General features: G+C 33.4%; 12 protein-coding genes. 2 read left to right on the top strand and 10 right to left on the bottom strand.

Annotated features, from left to right (window positions below; translation table 11 throughout):
• Positions 1–68 precede the first annotated feature (68 nt).
• The 6 genes from SPD45_RS14010 to SPD45_RS13985 all read right to left on the bottom strand — a co-directional run bounded on the left by SPD45_RS14010 (position 69) and on the right by SPD45_RS13985 (position 7,443).
• Positions 69–1,175: a TRAP transporter substrate-binding protein gene (locus tag SPD45_RS14010; protein ID WP_336268396.1), complete on the bottom strand. Its 1,107-nt coding sequence runs from the start codon at positions 1,173–1,175 to the stop codon at positions 69–71.
• Between the two features lie 257 nt (positions 1,176–1,432).
• Positions 1,433–2,887, bottom strand: a complete 1,455-nt coding sequence (locus tag SPD45_RS14005) for a sodium/proline symporter (RefSeq protein WP_336268395.1) — start codon at positions 2,885–2,887, stop codon at positions 1,433–1,435.
• A gap of 97 nt (positions 2,888–2,984) precedes the next feature.
• Positions 2,985–3,938, bottom strand: a complete 954-nt coding sequence (locus tag SPD45_RS14000; protein ID WP_336268394.1) for a biotin-dependent carboxyltransferase family protein — start codon at positions 3,936–3,938, stop codon at positions 2,985–2,987.
• On the bottom strand, positions 3,926–4,660 hold the full coding sequence (pxpB, locus tag SPD45_RS13995) for a 5-oxoprolinase subunit PxpB (RefSeq protein ID WP_336268393.1): 735 nt from the start codon (positions 4,658–4,660) through the stop codon (positions 3,926–3,928). The genes SPD45_RS14000 and pxpB overlap by 13 nt, the downstream gene beginning before the upstream one ends.
• Before the next feature lie 28 nt (positions 4,661–4,688).
• A complete protein-coding gene (locus SPD45_RS13990; RefSeq protein WP_336268392.1) occupies positions 4,689–6,026 on the bottom strand; it encodes a (Fe-S)-binding protein in 1,338 nt (445 codons plus the stop codon).
• A 1-nt stretch (position 6,027) separates the two neighbouring features.
• Positions 6,028–7,443 carry an FAD-binding oxidoreductase gene (locus SPD45_RS13985; RefSeq protein WP_336268391.1) on the bottom strand — a complete coding sequence of 472 codons (1,416 nt, stop codon included), beginning with the start codon at positions 7,441–7,443 and terminating at the stop codon, positions 6,028–6,030.
• A 512-nt stretch (positions 7,444–7,955) separates the two neighbouring features.
• Between SPD45_RS13985 and SPD45_RS13980 the strand changes: the two genes are divergently transcribed.
• Both SPD45_RS13980 and SPD45_RS13975 read left to right on the top strand, forming a co-directional pair.
• Entirely contained in the window at positions 7,956–8,252 is a 297-nt protein-coding gene (locus SPD45_RS13980) for a hypothetical protein (protein WP_002311824.1), read from the top strand.
• A 6-nt stretch (positions 8,253–8,258) separates the two neighbouring features.
• On the top strand, positions 8,259–10,211 hold the full coding sequence (locus SPD45_RS13975) for a hypothetical protein (RefSeq protein ID WP_000163792.1): 1,953 nt from the start codon (positions 8,259–8,261) through the stop codon (positions 10,209–10,211).
• A 71-nt stretch (positions 10,212–10,282) separates the two neighbouring features.
• On the opposite strand, the gene dfrG is transcribed toward SPD45_RS13975, so the two are convergent.
• From dfrG to SPD45_RS13955, 4 genes are all read right to left on the bottom strand, one after another.
• A complete protein-coding gene (dfrG, locus tag SPD45_RS13970) occupies positions 10,283–10,780 on the bottom strand; it encodes a trimethoprim-resistant dihydrofolate reductase DfrG (RefSeq protein ID WP_000868795.1) in 498 nt (165 codons plus the stop codon).
• A 310-nt stretch (positions 10,781–11,090) separates the two neighbouring features.
• A complete protein-coding gene (gene nhaC / locus SPD45_RS13965) occupies positions 11,091–12,518 on the bottom strand; it encodes a Na+/H+ antiporter NhaC (RefSeq protein WP_336268390.1) in 1,428 nt (475 codons plus the stop codon).
• A gap of 462 nt (positions 12,519–12,980) precedes the next feature.
• The gene (locus SPD45_RS13960) at positions 12,981–14,135 is read right to left on the bottom strand and encodes a mandelate racemase/muconate lactonizing enzyme family protein (protein ID WP_336268389.1); all 1,155 of its coding nucleotides are present in this window, start codon (positions 14,133–14,135) and stop codon (positions 12,981–12,983) included.
• A gap of 23 nt (positions 14,136–14,158) precedes the next feature.
• Positions 14,159–15,001: an aldo/keto reductase gene (locus tag SPD45_RS13955; RefSeq protein ID WP_336268397.1), complete on the bottom strand. Its 843-nt coding sequence runs from the start codon at positions 14,999–15,001 to the stop codon at positions 14,159–14,161.
• Between the last annotated feature and the right edge of the window lie 3 nt (positions 15,002–15,004).

The raw sequence follows: 15,004 nt of genomic DNA, 5'->3' as shown, positions 1-15,004 counted from the left end.
GTTTCATATAAAAGTGTATAATCGGCCAATTATTCTAATTATAATTAGCCGATTTCACATGTACTATTTTAATCTTTAAATTCTTCCTTAATTCTATTTGCTTCTTCAATCAACTCAGTTGCTCTGGGTTCTTCTTCAGCGTACTTTTCATACATTACTTCTGTTGCTTTCATCCATTCATTAATTTCCTCTTGAGTAGGATAGTATGTCTCAACATCTTGTTCACTTTCTAATTTTTCAAACACATCTGCACCCTTTTCACGAACTAATGCATCTGCATGGACCTCAAGATCCTTACCTGTCTCAACTAAAATTTGCTGAAGATCTTCTGGCAATGATTCAAATGTATCCATAGAAATCATAAATGGCATTACATAACTAATCAACGGATACAATGACTGTGTTTCAATAGGTAACTTATTATCGTATACATATAGAGGGACAATAATCATTCCATCAACTACCCCTTGTTGTAAAGCCGTTGGTAATTCTGGTCCAGGAATAGATGTTCCGTTTGCACCAACGGTTTTTAACATTTCAGATGCAACTGGCCCACCCGGAACACGAATTTTTAAACCTTTTGCACTTTTCGGATCTGTTATTAGATCCCCTTCTTTTCCGGTCCAAACCGTACCATACATATCAGTTGAACTCATAGATAATACTTTAATTCCTTTGTCTTCCATCATCTTAGCAACTTTTTGGCCACCGTCTTCGCTGTCCATAAATGCCTTTTTATTATCCATATATACATCATTATCATTAGGATCATAATTAAACAAGAACGGTAAATCAAAAAAATACCAAATTGGATCAAAACTTCCAGCAATAGCTGAACTTGAATGAACCATATCAACTTGCCCCTGAAGCATAGCTGGAATTTCTTGGTCACTTGGCATAAGTTGACCGTCTGAGTAGGCCTCTATTTTTAACCTTCCATTACTACGTTTCTGAATTTCTTCATCAAACCACTCAACATATTGATGATGCATAGAAGCCTGTGGGTGTGAATGAACTAATTTTAAAACATAACTTTCACCATCTTCACCCGATGCATCTGCTGTATTATTTGCTCCTTGGTTTACAGTAGTCTTATTGGTATCATTTGCTCCTCCACATGCTGCTAATACAAACACTACAACGACAGAAATCATAAAAAACAGCCCTTTTCTCACTAAATCTACCCCCATCTTTAATTTTTAGATACTACAATAACGATTTTGAAAACGCTTACACTTTTTCTTTGTATAATCCTATAACTTATTTATTAGTATAAGATTAATATTTCTTAAAAACTATAGGCAATACTTACAAATAACTTGCTATTTTTAGGTTAATAATTGTACATTTTAAACAGTTTGAAAATTCAGCCACGAATGAGGTGATATTATACATTATAACAATGTCGTATATTATCTATAAAAAGTATATTTCATTTTAAACTAGCATTAAGTGTAGGTTTTTTATCAGGAAATATAAAACTAAATATAACTCCAAAAATTAAAGCTATTACAAAAGTAGAAAATCTTGAGGTAATCAGCGCATCAAGTGGAGTACTAATCCATATAATTGTGCTTACTAATCCGGATATAATAGTTGCCAACACCCCGATACTTGAATATTTTTTCCAAAAGAAAGCTAATAGTATTACTACAGAAAATGTATTTCCTACTCCCCCCCATGCCCAACTTACTATCAATAGTACCAATGATTCAGTTGCAAGAGCCATTACAAAGCCTAATAACGAAGCTACTACAACTGTAATTTTAGAATATCTAAGTAAAGTTTGATCACTTAATTTTATACCAAATGTCCCGCGAATAAGGTCCTCATTAATAGAGCTTACAACCACCATCAACTGAGAATCTCCCGTAGTTATTATTGCTGCTATAATCCCTGATAATAAAATTCCAGCTAACCATGCAGGAGTCAAGTCTAATACCATATGTGGAAGTATCATTTCCACATCGTCAACTCCATTAGATCCATATAAAGTTAACCCAGTCAGCCCTATTAAGAACGCCCCAGTAAAAGAAATTGTTGACCAAAATACAACTGTAAGTGTTCCTACTTTTCGTTCACGATCATTTTTTAAAGCCATAAATCGTGTACTCAATTGAGGCTGGCCTCCAAAATAGCCAAAAAAGTAAGAAAAATTATTAAAAAATAAAACTCCAAGTGCTATTCCAGTTAATCCACCAGTCCACGAATTCATTCCTTGACCTGTTTCAGCTAAGGTATCCACTATAGATAAATCTTGAGAATAGACTTGATAAAGTGCAATTATAGGTATAATGGTAAGTGTTAGAAGCATTAAAATGCCTTGTACCATATCTGTCCAAACTACGGAAGTGAATCCACCCCAAAATGTTAATATAATCATAACAAGTGTACAAATAAACATTGTCAGAATAGGATTCCATCCAAAAGTTTCATGTAACGTTTTTCCTGCACCAGCAATTTGTGCACCTAAATAAAATATAAAAAATAATACAATAACAATTGTCGAAGTCAATAATATCATTTTTCTATTATGATCAAACATATCGGCTATAAATGCCGGGAGTGTTAATGCATTATTCTCCTTTGTTTTAATCATAAACTTTTTTGCAAGCCAAACCCAAGCTATTATCGCGCCTAGCGCGGACCCTACAGCCATCCAAATAGCTGATAATCCTGTTGCAAACGTAAATCCTGTAAACCCTAATAATAGCCATGCAGAGGATCCTGTTGCTCTTTCCGAAAAAGCTAAAACCCATCCTGGAATCTTTCTTTCACCCAACATATATTTTTCCCTATTCATCTCCACACGACTAAAATATAACCCCATACCAAGAATAATTAAAAAATATGTTACCATACCCATTAAAATGATACCATTACCCATGTTTTACCTCCCTCTTTCTTTTTATTAATACTTCTTTACTCTATTTACCTATTAATAAAGTTTGTTGTTTTCTTCTAAGTTAAATAATAAAATAGCCTCAATTAATAAATAGACGATTATTCAATTTAATTTGTTTAATAAATTCCTCCATTTTATACATTTCATCAAGTGCTTTTTCTACGGATACTTTTTCAAAGTTTATTTGATCTCCTGGCTTTAACTGAGCAACATACGGGATATCACAACTAATAACTACTCCCATTTTCGTATAACCACCAGATGTACCACAATCTGCCATATGTATTATGGGTAATCCACTACCTGGAACTTGAATCGTACCCACTGCAATGAAATCTGAAAAGATATCTGCCTGTCTTTTATGCTGTAACACTTCACCCTCTAGTCGATAACCCATTCTGTCAGAAGAATTCGACAACGTGTAAGCGGTAGTTAAAAAGGTATCCACAGAGTGGGATTCAAATTCATTTTCATGTGGACCTCCAATAAAACGCACTTTCCGTTTTACTGCAAAATCTGGTATATCTATTGACCGTAATCTTCTGTATGGAATATTATATACCGGATCCTTCAACGTTAACACATCATCTTTGGCTAATGCTCTTCCTTTAAAACCACCGTAGTTTCCTCTTAGAAAGGTCGATTTACTATCCATTACTTCTGGAACATCAATTCCACCTGAAAATGCAATATATGCTCTACATCCATAAACACATTGACCGAATCGTAGAATATCACCTTCTTTGGCTCGTACGACAGACCACATCGGGATTTCAACATTGTTTAAACTAGGCGTTAAGTTTGCACCTGTAATTGTAAAAAAAACATCCTCTGTAAATTCTAATGTCGGTCCAATCAACGTTACTTCTAATCCAGCTTCATTTTCTTTATTACCGACGAGGAGATTAGCAATTCGAAAAGAATATTGATCCATTACTCCTGAAACAGACACACCATATTTCCTATAGTTTGGCCTCCCTAAATCTTGTACGGTTGTTAATAAACCAGGTTTCTTTATTCTTACAAATTCCATTCCATGTCCCACTCCTTCTGTCGCTCCGAACACCATTTTTCTGTCTCGTTCTCATCAACTGGTATAAATTTCACTCGATTTCCTGGACTCAATAGCCCCGGCGGAACAAGGTATGGATTGAATATTTCCATCGGTGTCCATCCAACATGATGCCAACCAGATGGAGCATCCATAGTCATAATACCAATTTGTTTATCAGCAATTTGAATTGTTCCCTTTTTCACATTTTGGCGTGGGTTCGCACGCCTATTTAATCTTAATTTTTCATCAATATTCCCACAATAAGGATATCCAGCAATAAAACCAATCATATAAACAAAATACTCTTTCTTATGAAGAGTATTTATTGTTTCATCAATTGTTAATCCAGACACTTCAGAAATTTTCGACAAGTCTTTTCCATGTTTCTCACTAAATGACACGGGAATATGAATAGTTTTATTTTCTACGATAGATTCTTCAGTAATATTTTCAGCCAATTTTATAAGTATATTTAATAATTCACTATAATTTATCACCATTGGATTATAACAAACTGTTAAATTGTTATAAGCTAACAATAAATCAGTAATACCTTCAATTTCCTCTCGTTTTATGACTTCGGAAAATGATTGGATTTTTCTACTCACTTCTATTGAAATGATTTTTTCAAATTGCGCCACAATTGCTTGATCTCCCATAGGAAAATAATGAGGATACTTTCCATATTTTTGCTTATCCATTATAATCACCTCAATATAATTAAAAAATTTATTCTATACCACAAGTCATAGCAAGTACTTCAATTAAATGTAATACTTCTATATCTCCTGCATGTTCATTTCGATCAACACCTAATTTCATTTGGAGCAAACATCCTGGATTTGTCGTGACAAGTGTCTTTGCCTTTGTATTTATAACATCAACCATTTTTTCATCTAATATATCCATAGATTCATTAAAATGCATTAAATTATAAATTCCACCAGATGCACAACAAAGATCACTGTTATTCATTTCAATAAATGTCGCACCTGGAATTGAATTTAATAATGCCCTTGGTTCTTCAATTACTCCTTGCACATTTCTTAGATGGCAAGAATCTTGATAGGTAATTAAACCTTTCCATGATTTAGTATAAGGCAATGGACCAATTTGATTTAATACTTCATGAACATCTTTAGATTTCTTGACAAAAGATTTAGCTTTTTCATACCACTCTTTTTCACCCGAAAGTAATTTATCATACTCATAAAGCATGGCTCCACAACCACCCGCATTATTAATTACATATAGAACATTTAATTCTTCAAACGCCTGTATATTTTGTTTTGCCAACTCTCTCGCCTCTTCAACTTTACCTTGGTGCGCATGTAATGCTCCACAACAAGTCGCTGTATCTGGAATAAACACATCACAACCACATTTTTGTAATAATTCGATTGTGAGTCGATTTATTTTTGACATCACTGCATCCATAATACATCCAGGAAAAAATGCCACTGTTAATTTTTTTTCACCCGTGGCTTTAAACAGTTTACCAAACTTATATCTTGTTCTTGGCTTTTCAATCGTTGGAAGTACCTTCTCAAACTGGCCTAGTGGTTTAGAAATACGATTAATTATCTTTGTTTTTCTTACTACTTTACCTAACCCTGAGTTCTGATAAAACCAAGTAAAATTCCCTATGGTACGAAGTCTTTTTTTATAGGGAAACAACTTAGTTAAGGTTGCATTTAATAATTTATCTTTTTTTTCATCTTTTTGGTTATTAATAACTTGCTTCTCTTTATTAATAACTTCCAACGCACCCTCATATATTTCTCCATATGGTACATTTACTGGACAAGCAACTTCACAAGCCCTACAACCTAAACATAAATCGATAGACTCAGCTAGATCTTTTTGGATATTTATTTTACCTTCTGCTGCTAATTTCACTAGATTTATTCTTCCACGCGGAGACTGTGCTTCATTTCCCATCGTTTTATATGTAGGACAGACTGGTAAACAATAACCACATTGAATACATTTATTCGCAGATTCAAACGTTAGATCATGTAATAAAGATATATAGTCATCTGCCTCTTTTGTTTGATATTTTCCCATTTTATCTGAGCACCACCTTAGATTGTCCTTCCTTTGGAAATATTTTCCCAGGATTTAAAATATTATTTGGATCCCATGCTTCCTTAATTTTTTTCATCATTAGGATTCCAATCTCCCCCAATTCAAGTTCCATGTATGGAGACTTTAATATTCCAATTCCATGTTCGCCAGATAGCGTCCCCCCTAAGTTAACGGCAGACTCAAATATTTCACCGACTGCATCCTCCACTCGTCCCATTTCTTCCTGATTTCGTTTATCTGTAATAATGTTTGGGTGAAGATTTCCATCACCCGCATGACCAAAAACGACTAAATTCAAATTATATTTTTGTTTAATTTCCTCCAAACACTTCATCATATCAGGTATCTTACTACGTGGAACTGTTGCATCTTCTGAAATTTTAGTAGGCCCCATTTGTGTAATTGCTGGCGAGACCATTCGTCGTCCTCTCCAAATTTTTTCTCTTTCTACTTCATCAGTTGCTACGCGCACATTTAATGCACTGTGTTCATAACATATGGCTTCACATTTTAAAATCTCCTCTTGTACAGCATCTGTATGACCATCTAGTTCAATGATAATAATCGCATCTGCTTCAACAGGTAATTCACTTGGAGAATAATTTTCCACTGCTTCAATACAAGCATTATCCATTAATTCCATTGCACTTGGTAAGATCCCATTTGATAAAATACTTGTAATTGCTTTACCAGAATCAATCATGTGATCAAAAGATGCAATCAATGTTTTTTTGTCCTGCGGTTTTGGGATTAATCGAATTGTTGCCTCTGTTACAATGCCTAATGTCCCCTCAGATCCTACAATTAATCTAGTAAGGTCATAACCCGTTACATTTTTCACCGTCTTTCCTCCAGTTTTCATAATTTCTCCTGTTGGGGTAACGATTTCTAATCCAATAACATATTCTTTTGTTGTCCCATATTTCAAACCTTTTGGACCACTTGAATTTTCCATAATATTGCCACCAATAGTTGATACGTGAGAACTACTTGGATCAGGTGGATAAAATAATCCGACACTTTCTGCCCTTTTATGAATTTCGCTTGTAATAACACTAGGTGATACAATAGCCAACAAATTATCTTGGTCGATAATTAATTTATGATTAAATTGTGACATATCCAACATAATTCCACCCTCAACAGCTAATGAACCACCACTTAAAGACGTTGCAGTACCACGTGGATATACTGGTATTAAATAATCGTTAGCCAGTTTAATAATAGCACTAACTTCATCTTTATTTTTTGGTTGTACTACAATATCTGGCAAATATTCGCCAAATGAAGCATCAAAACTATACGAAAAACGATCGGCTATATCGATTAAAATTTGCTCCTCTGAAAGTATTGTTTCCATCAATTTGAATATGTCAGTATTTTCTTTATTAACCATTTTTCCACCACTTTTCATTTAATATTTTTCTAATTGTTTATAAATATATAACTTTTTTCATTACTTATTATTTTATTATGTTGGAATTATTAAGTTCTTTAATATAAACCTTAAATGGTATAACGAATTTTATTAAAACTTACATGTTAACGCTTTCTTTTTATTTGTAAAATATTTACGTTTATTCATTAAAGTATAGTCTAAAAACATTGTACATCTCTATAGACAAAACATACGAAAAATCTCATAAATCAATTCATTATATAGTGTATAATAAACAATTGAATAACTTTAGTAGAATAGAAAAAGAACCAATAAAGTCACTTCTATGACTGTAAGTAGTTCAGTTTTGGAGTACAAAAAGTGAAAATGTAAACCTAAATGAGTATCAAATTGCAACTGAATTTGATACTCGTTTTTTATTGTTAAATCAACGTTTGTTGTTAATTTACACCACAAAATGTAAGTTAAAATGTATATAAAAATGCGAACGTGAAATAATTATTGTAGGAATGCAAATTGGTGTGTTAAAATGGTTACAATTTACTAAGCAAAAAGGGGTGCATTTTCCTATGCAATTTCTTGAGCCAAAAAATAAGAACGCTAAGTCTGTGGATTGGGAAATATCAGAGCAAGTAAGGGTGATAGTTAAGCAATACGCTGAATATGCAGAGCGTACTGAAAGCGAAGCAGTGGATGAATTCTTATTGAACATTTTAGACGATAAGAAGTTTATTGAATGGATTGCCAACAAGCGAAGTAATAAGCGGATTGTTGAAAAAATGGGTATCAAAGATAGAGTGGGTTGATAGACAATGACCAAGCTTAAAAGATTAGCCACGAAGGAAGATGAAATTGTAGATGTTAAAATTCCGATTTCAAACGAAGAATTAAAAGATAGGGCTAAACAATATGATTTATTAACTCCAAAACGATTTGCAACAAGGTATAACAAAATGTTGTTCTTGCCAACGTCTTTTAAATGGAACGGTTCTGAATATCCCATTCAATATAATTACTGCATCAATCCGTTTTGTTGTAATTTTGGGAAAGAACAGCACAAATTCAAAGATGTAAAAGGGAAACCAAGTCGATATAAAATGACTGGTAGTTCCAAAGATAAAGGTCATAAAGGTATGTACTGCAATGACAATCCTATTGGCAGAGGTGTATCGCAAAACTGTACAGTAACCCCTTTATCTAATTGGTCTGTTGTTGAAGAAATTAAACGCCTTATAGAAATCAATAGCATCCAAGATGTTGAGCCAGATTATCAATTTCATAAAGAAGGCTGCTCGGAAGAAGAATCAACCCCATTCAATGAGCCGAAGCAATTTTACAAAAGGGGGAAAAGTAGGGGCAAATCTCAACGCTATCAATGTAAGGCGTGTAAGAAGTTCACTAATGTTCTACCAAAAAGAGAAGAAACCACTACTTATCACCAACAAAAGAACACCATTCTTCCAATGTTCGCTAAGATGGTTGTTGGAAGGGTTTCAGTCAGTCGTACTTGTGATATTTTAGGAATTGGAGTTGGAACCTACTATCATAAGCTGGAGTGGCTGTATAGGCGTTGTTTGGAGTTTTTAGAACGATATGAGACACAACCCCTTCAAACAAAGAAATTTAACGAGATGTGGCTTAATACGGACAAGATGCACTACTACCTAAATAACGTCCGTAAGAAAGGACAAGGTTCAAAGAAATATACGGGGTTTGAAGACCTTAATATGCAAACGTATATAGTTGTATCTGCTGAGGTCTTATCAAGATATGTGTTCCGTTCTGATGTTGCCTATGATTGGAATATTTCAATGGATGAATTAAATGAAGATACAAGAAAATTCAAAGAAGACCATCTCAATACTTTTAGTCGTAAAAATGATAGGTTAGATTGGTCTTATTATCCACAAGAACCATCCGCTAACGATAGCGAAAATAGGAATGCTTATCTTCACGAATTAGGGAAAATTACTAATAGGAGTAGATTTGTCGATGGTTTAAATGTTGATGCTCCTTATACTACAACTGCTCACTATTGGTTAATTAAACAAATGGTTAATGCCGACGAATGGCGAATGATTAGTGATGATGACTTCTCTATTAGAAACGCCTTTTATAGAGTATTCACGAAAGAATTAAGGTTGAGCGATGCACATCATTTTATTTGCCAAGTTAACAAGACGAAAAGCAGAAAACAATGCTTAAAAGAATTCGGACAAGCAAAAGCAGAACTGCTCGATTGGGGAGATATCAGAGGATTCAAAACAAAGTTTCTACGGACTTTGGCATCTCATTATCTAACTGAATTACTAACAAGTCATCAATTCCACGAAGAGGCTATTAGTAAAGATGGAGAAAGATATCGCAAATATGCCGATAACCCTATCAAACATCCATTAGCCACTAAGGATAAAGGATTTTATTCAGTTGATTGTAGAACGGATTTATCTGCTCTGGAACCAAACGAAATCGCAAAGATGCTATTAAATGTTAATGACCATTCGACCAATAGCTTTATTCAACAGATAAGACGTTATATATCATCTCTTGAAAGACCATTAACAACAGCTCGTGGTGATAAGAAGAGCTATATTTACGCTAACTTCAATCCGAAGTATGCTCAATTTGCGATTACAATTCTAAGAACTTACTACAACTTTTGTCGCCCTTTTAAATCAGCGGATAAAAAGGTTTTGACACCTGCTCAAAGATTAGGGATTACAGATAAACAATTTGATTGGAAAGATATAATTTATTTCAAATGACAAAAAGAGCTTGGAGTAATCCCAAGCTCTTGTGCTTTATCTTTACTGTTCTTCTTCAATTAACGCACCCGTTAACTCAATAAGTTTTTTCTTTCATATACATGAAAATAGTAGTTATACGGATTTTTATCATTCTTTATCCCTTTTTGGGCAAATACCTCATTCCATTCCTCATAATTCACTTCTGGAAAAAAAGTATCTCCTTCGAATTCATGATGTATTTTTGTGATGTACATTTTCTCAACATAAGGGAAAAACAAATTATAAATCTGTTCTCCTCCGAAAATAAAAATTTCTTCTTCGTTTTTACATAACTCAAAAACATCTTCTATTGAATGAACAATTTCACAACCATTAAAGGTAAACCCCTTATCTCTCGTCAGAATAATATTTCTTCTGTCAGGTAAGGCTCTTCCGATTGATTCAAGGTTCTTCCTACCTAATATTATCGGATGTCCCTTTGTAGTATTTTTAACATATTCCCAGTCCTTGGGAATCCTCCAAGGAATGTCATTCTCTTTGCCAATCACTCTATTCTTATCCATCGCAGCAATCAAAGAAACTTTCATTTATAACACAGCCTTTTTAACTAATTTACCATCTAATTTCTTATTTCTATCAAAAAACCTTTTCTCATTATCCTGCCCGTTAGTTGAATAAGCAATTTTTTCTATAAGTTATATTATCATAATACCACAAAATCACAAATTTTCATTCAATTATCATTTTCAATTGCATTTTATAAATCATTTTGTATGTAATTTGGTATGTAAGTTAAAATGAAAAAAGTAGTCCATTTTGAAGTACATTTTGTCATTTTGTACTCCAAAACTGAACTACTTACTATGACTGTCATGGCTCTTATTTCGATTGTACTTGTTATTTCGCTTCTTCAATATCTTCTATTATATTAATTTCTCTATATTCTTTTGTACGCCAAATGAATTTTCCAGTATAACCATACAAAATACTTATCCCTATACTTATAAATGCATACCACATGAACGGTAAGTAAGCCATTGTAGAAAGTCCAAGAACACCTGCCATATAAATTGCGTTGTCATTCCACGGCACCATCGCAGCTGTTAATGTTCCTCCGGCCTCAGTATTTCTAGAAAGCACTCTACGATCAACATGTAATCTATCATAATTTTTCTCAGTCATTTTAGAACCTGTAATAATTGACACATACCCTGCACTACCAAATAAGTTACCAAAAAATGCTGTTACAATAGTTGACACTGTTAGATTTCCTGTACTGTTCCTAACCCACTGTGAAAACATTTCAGAAATCACTGTTATAATACCCATTTTATCCATTAATCCGCCAAATCCCAAAGCTAGTATACAAAAGAGAACAACCTCTAACATTGAAACTATACCACCTCTGTTAAGAAGTAAATCAATAAATTCATCTCCAGACTCCATCCCGGGACCACTATAAGCAATCTTTAATGATGATAAAAAATTATTACCCTGGAATAACCATGTCCAAATCGCCCCTAAAAATGCTCCAAAGACAATTGTTGGAAGTGCTGGTTTTCTTAAAGCTAATAATGCCAAGGTAAAAAATATCGGAATAAGCATATACCATCCAATATTAAAATATTGTTGTAAAGATGCCATATTTGCCTCAACTACGGATAAATCTACAGTATTATCAACATAAAATATACCTGTTATAAAAAACAAAGTACATGAAATAACTAAACTTGGTAAACTTACATACAACATCGACTTAACATGATCCATTAATTCAACTTTTGACAGTGATGCTGCTAAAATAGTCGTATCTGATAATGGGGAAATCTTATCTCCAAAATACGCACCGGAAAGCACTGCTCCAGCAACTAACGGTAATGGAATTCCAAAACTCGCTCCTACTGCTAACATTGCTACTCCTGTTGTACCTACTGTTCCATAAGATGTACCTGTAAATAACGACGTTAAAGAACATAGAATAACTGCAGCGGTTAAAAATACAGTTGGATGAATAATTGCAAGACCATAATAAATTAATGTTGGAACAATACCACCTGAAATCCACGTACCAATTAATGCACCTACAGCAACAACAATCAAAGTTGCCTCCATGCCTTTATAAATGCCCGATGCAATAGCTCCTTGTAAATCATTATACGTGTGACCTAAATAAAGTCCTCCTATTATAAATAGAAACCACACGATAAATAACGATAACTGAAACGGTATATCCATCCACAGGGCTGAAGACGCCATAATTAATAAAAACAAAGCTAATAAAATAATAACCTCTAGCTTACTAGGTAATCGAACTTTGTTTTCCATATTAAAATTACCTCCTAATTAATTTAATAATTCGGTATATTTTCTCAAAAAACGATACAAAGCCAAATAATAATTTTAATTCACACTCAATGTAATCGCTTGCAATTTTATGTTAGATTCAATAACCCCTTTCAAGTTTTTTTATCTTAAAAGATGTTTGAACTAAAGTATATGCAATATTAGTTTGTTATTCAATTGTGAAATTATATAGTTTTCCATAAATTTAAATAGTTATTTTTGTTCAATTTACACAATATTCAGAATTCAGTTTACCTAACTTTTCTTTTATTTACTTTATATAATGGACAACAATCATTCCATTACTAATATTTTCTGAACCCATAAAACACAGAGTTAATTAAACAATCAAAAAGCCGATGAATTGTTTTCTCAGAACAATCATCAGCTTTATGTTAACTACTGTTCACTTGATTTTAATTATTAAGTTATATTAAAATATTTTTATTCACCATATAAAATTGCATACTCATTTAAATATTCTCTATTAATATCTACACCTATTCCAGCTGTATGCGGAACATCAATCCATCCCTCATCATGTATTATTGGGTTATGCACCAAAGTTGTTCTAAAAGGATGTGTAGAAGTATCATATTCAAAAATTGGTTCTGTTGCAAATAGGGAATAGTTTGATATTGGTATAGATGCAATGTAGTGCATTGATGCATATTGCCCTACTGCAGTTCCCCAAACATGTGGATTCACTTCTATTCCATAAAACATTGCTAAACTATTAATATGTTGTCCCGATGTGAAACCTCCGGAAATACAAATATCTGGTTGGGCAATATCTACAGCATTCTTTTCGCATAAATTTTTAAAACCATAACCAGTATATTCATTTTCGCCACCTGCAATTGGGATGCTTAGTTTATTCCTCACTTCTCTATAACCGTCGAAGTCCTCTGGAATAACCGGTTCTTCCAGCCATCTTATCGGATGATGCTCTAACTGCTTTCCAAGCCTAACAACATCTGCTACTCCATATGCATGATTCACATCTATCATAATTTCAGCTTCGTGACCTACGGTATCAAAAATACTCTCCATAACCTCGACATCATCTTGTACACCAAATCCTAATTTTACTTTCATTAATCTAAAACCATTTTCCAAGTGTGACAAGGCTTCTTCCTTAAGTCTACTAGCCTCTCCCTTCCCCTCGATACGAAAAAAGCCAGTAGCATAAGCTTCAACCTTATCTCGAAATGCACCCCCTAACAAACAATGAACGGGTTGATTAAATACCTTTCCTTTAATATCCCATAACGCAATATCAATAGCACTAATCGCACCAATGATTGCACCTTTTCTCCCATAATCACGTGTATATGTATACATTTTATGCCATAAAAATTCTGTTTCCATTGGATTCTCACCGACAATTAAATCTTTCAATGCATACACAATAGTTGCAGCTGAAATTTCTGGATGCTGAAACCCTTGACATAAAGCTTCTCCCCAACCAGTAACTCCTTCATCTGTAGTGACTTCAACAATTGTTGCGGAACGCTGTTTAATCCATCCTTGTGATGCTGCAAAAGGCCTTTCTAATTTATTTTTTAAGACGTATACTTTTACATCAGTTATTTTCACATTATTCCTCCTATATATATATATTAAAATTCCTCATAATGTGCTGGATCTTGATTTTTATTTCTTCCAGTTACACGACTTAAAAGCGATATTTTATCCATTTCTTCATTTGTTAATTTAAAATCAAATATATTAACATTTTCTACTTGTCTTAATTTATTAGATGATTTTGGAATAGTTACACATCCTAACTGAAAATGCCAACGAAGGATAATTTGCGCTTCATTTTTGTCATATTTTCGCGCTAATTCTTTTACAACTTTTTCTTCCATTGAACCGTTCAGCCTACCAAGTGGACTCCAAGACTGCGTTATAATTCCATGTTCAGTATTCCATGCTCTTAACTTTTCTTGATTATAATACGGATGTAATTCAATTTGATTTAATGATGGATATACTCCAGTTTCTTCATATAGTCTTTCAATATGCTCTGGAAGAAAGTTACACACTCCTATGGACCGAATCAAACCTTCTTCCTTCGCATCAATTAAAGCATGCCATGCGTCCATATACTTGTTTGTAATTGGATTTGGCCAATGTATTAAATATAAGTCAAAGTAATCTAGCCCTGATCTATACAATGATTCATGAATAGTTTCCAGAGCTAAGTTGTATTCATGGTACCTTCCTGGTAATTTAGAAGTTACTCTCAATTGATCCCTTGAAATATTACTATTCTTAATTGCTTCACCTAAAGTACCTTCATTTTCATAGTTATACGCTGAATCAAGTAACCTATATCCACAATCTATAGCGTTATGGATACTCTTGACACCTTCTTCTCCTTTTAAAAGAAATGTTCCAAGACCAATTGATGGTATCGTTAAACCATCGTTCAATGTTAATGTAGGTATATTTAATTGCATAAT

The sequence above is a fragment of the Pseudogracilibacillus sp. SO10305 genome (assembly GCF_037072005.1).
Taxonomy (GTDB): Bacteria; Bacillota; Bacilli; order Bacillales; family Amphibacillaceae; genus Pseudogracilibacillus; species Pseudogracilibacillus intestinigallinarum.
Note: the sequence above shows the minus strand (reverse complement) of the source record. Positions and strands in the feature narration are given on the sequence as shown.

What these genes read in the sequence shown, in the direction of transcription:
- SPD45_RS14005 (WP_336268395.1), bottom strand. Translation starts at nt 2,887, where the DNA reads ATGGGTAATGGTATCATTTTAATGGGTATGGTAACATATTTTTTAATT.
- SPD45_RS14000 (WP_336268394.1), bottom strand. Translation starts at nt 3,938, where the DNA reads ATGGAATTTGTAAGAATAAAGAAACCTGGTTTATTAACAACCGTACAA.
- pxpB (WP_336268393.1), bottom strand. Translation starts at nt 4,660, where the DNA reads ATGGATAAGCAAAAATATGGAAAGTATCCTCATTATTTTCCTATGGGA.
- SPD45_RS13990 (WP_336268392.1), bottom strand. Translation starts at nt 6,026, where the DNA reads ATGGGAAAATATCAAACAAAAGAGGCAGATGACTATATATCTTTATTA.
- SPD45_RS13985 (WP_336268391.1), bottom strand. Translation starts at nt 7,443, where the DNA reads ATGGTTAATAAAGAAAATACTGACATATTCAAATTGATGGAAACAATA.
- SPD45_RS13980 (WP_002311824.1), top strand. Translation starts at nt 7,956, where the DNA reads ATGCAAATTGGTGTGTTAAAATGGTTACAATTTACTAAGCAAAAAGGG.
- SPD45_RS13975 (WP_000163792.1), top strand. Translation starts at nt 8,259, where the DNA reads ATGACCAAGCTTAAAAGATTAGCCACGAAGGAAGATGAAATTGTAGAT.
- dfrG (WP_000868795.1), bottom strand. Translation starts at nt 10,780, where the DNA reads ATGAAAGTTTCTTTGATTGCTGCGATGGATAAGAATAGAGTGATTGGC.
- nhaC (WP_336268390.1), bottom strand. Translation starts at nt 12,518, where the DNA reads ATGGAAAACAAAGTTCGATTACCTAGTAAGCTAGAGGTTATTATTTTA.
- SPD45_RS13955 (WP_336268397.1), bottom strand. Translation starts at nt 15,001, where the DNA reads ATGCAATTAAATATACCTACATTAACATTGAACGATGGTTTAACGATA.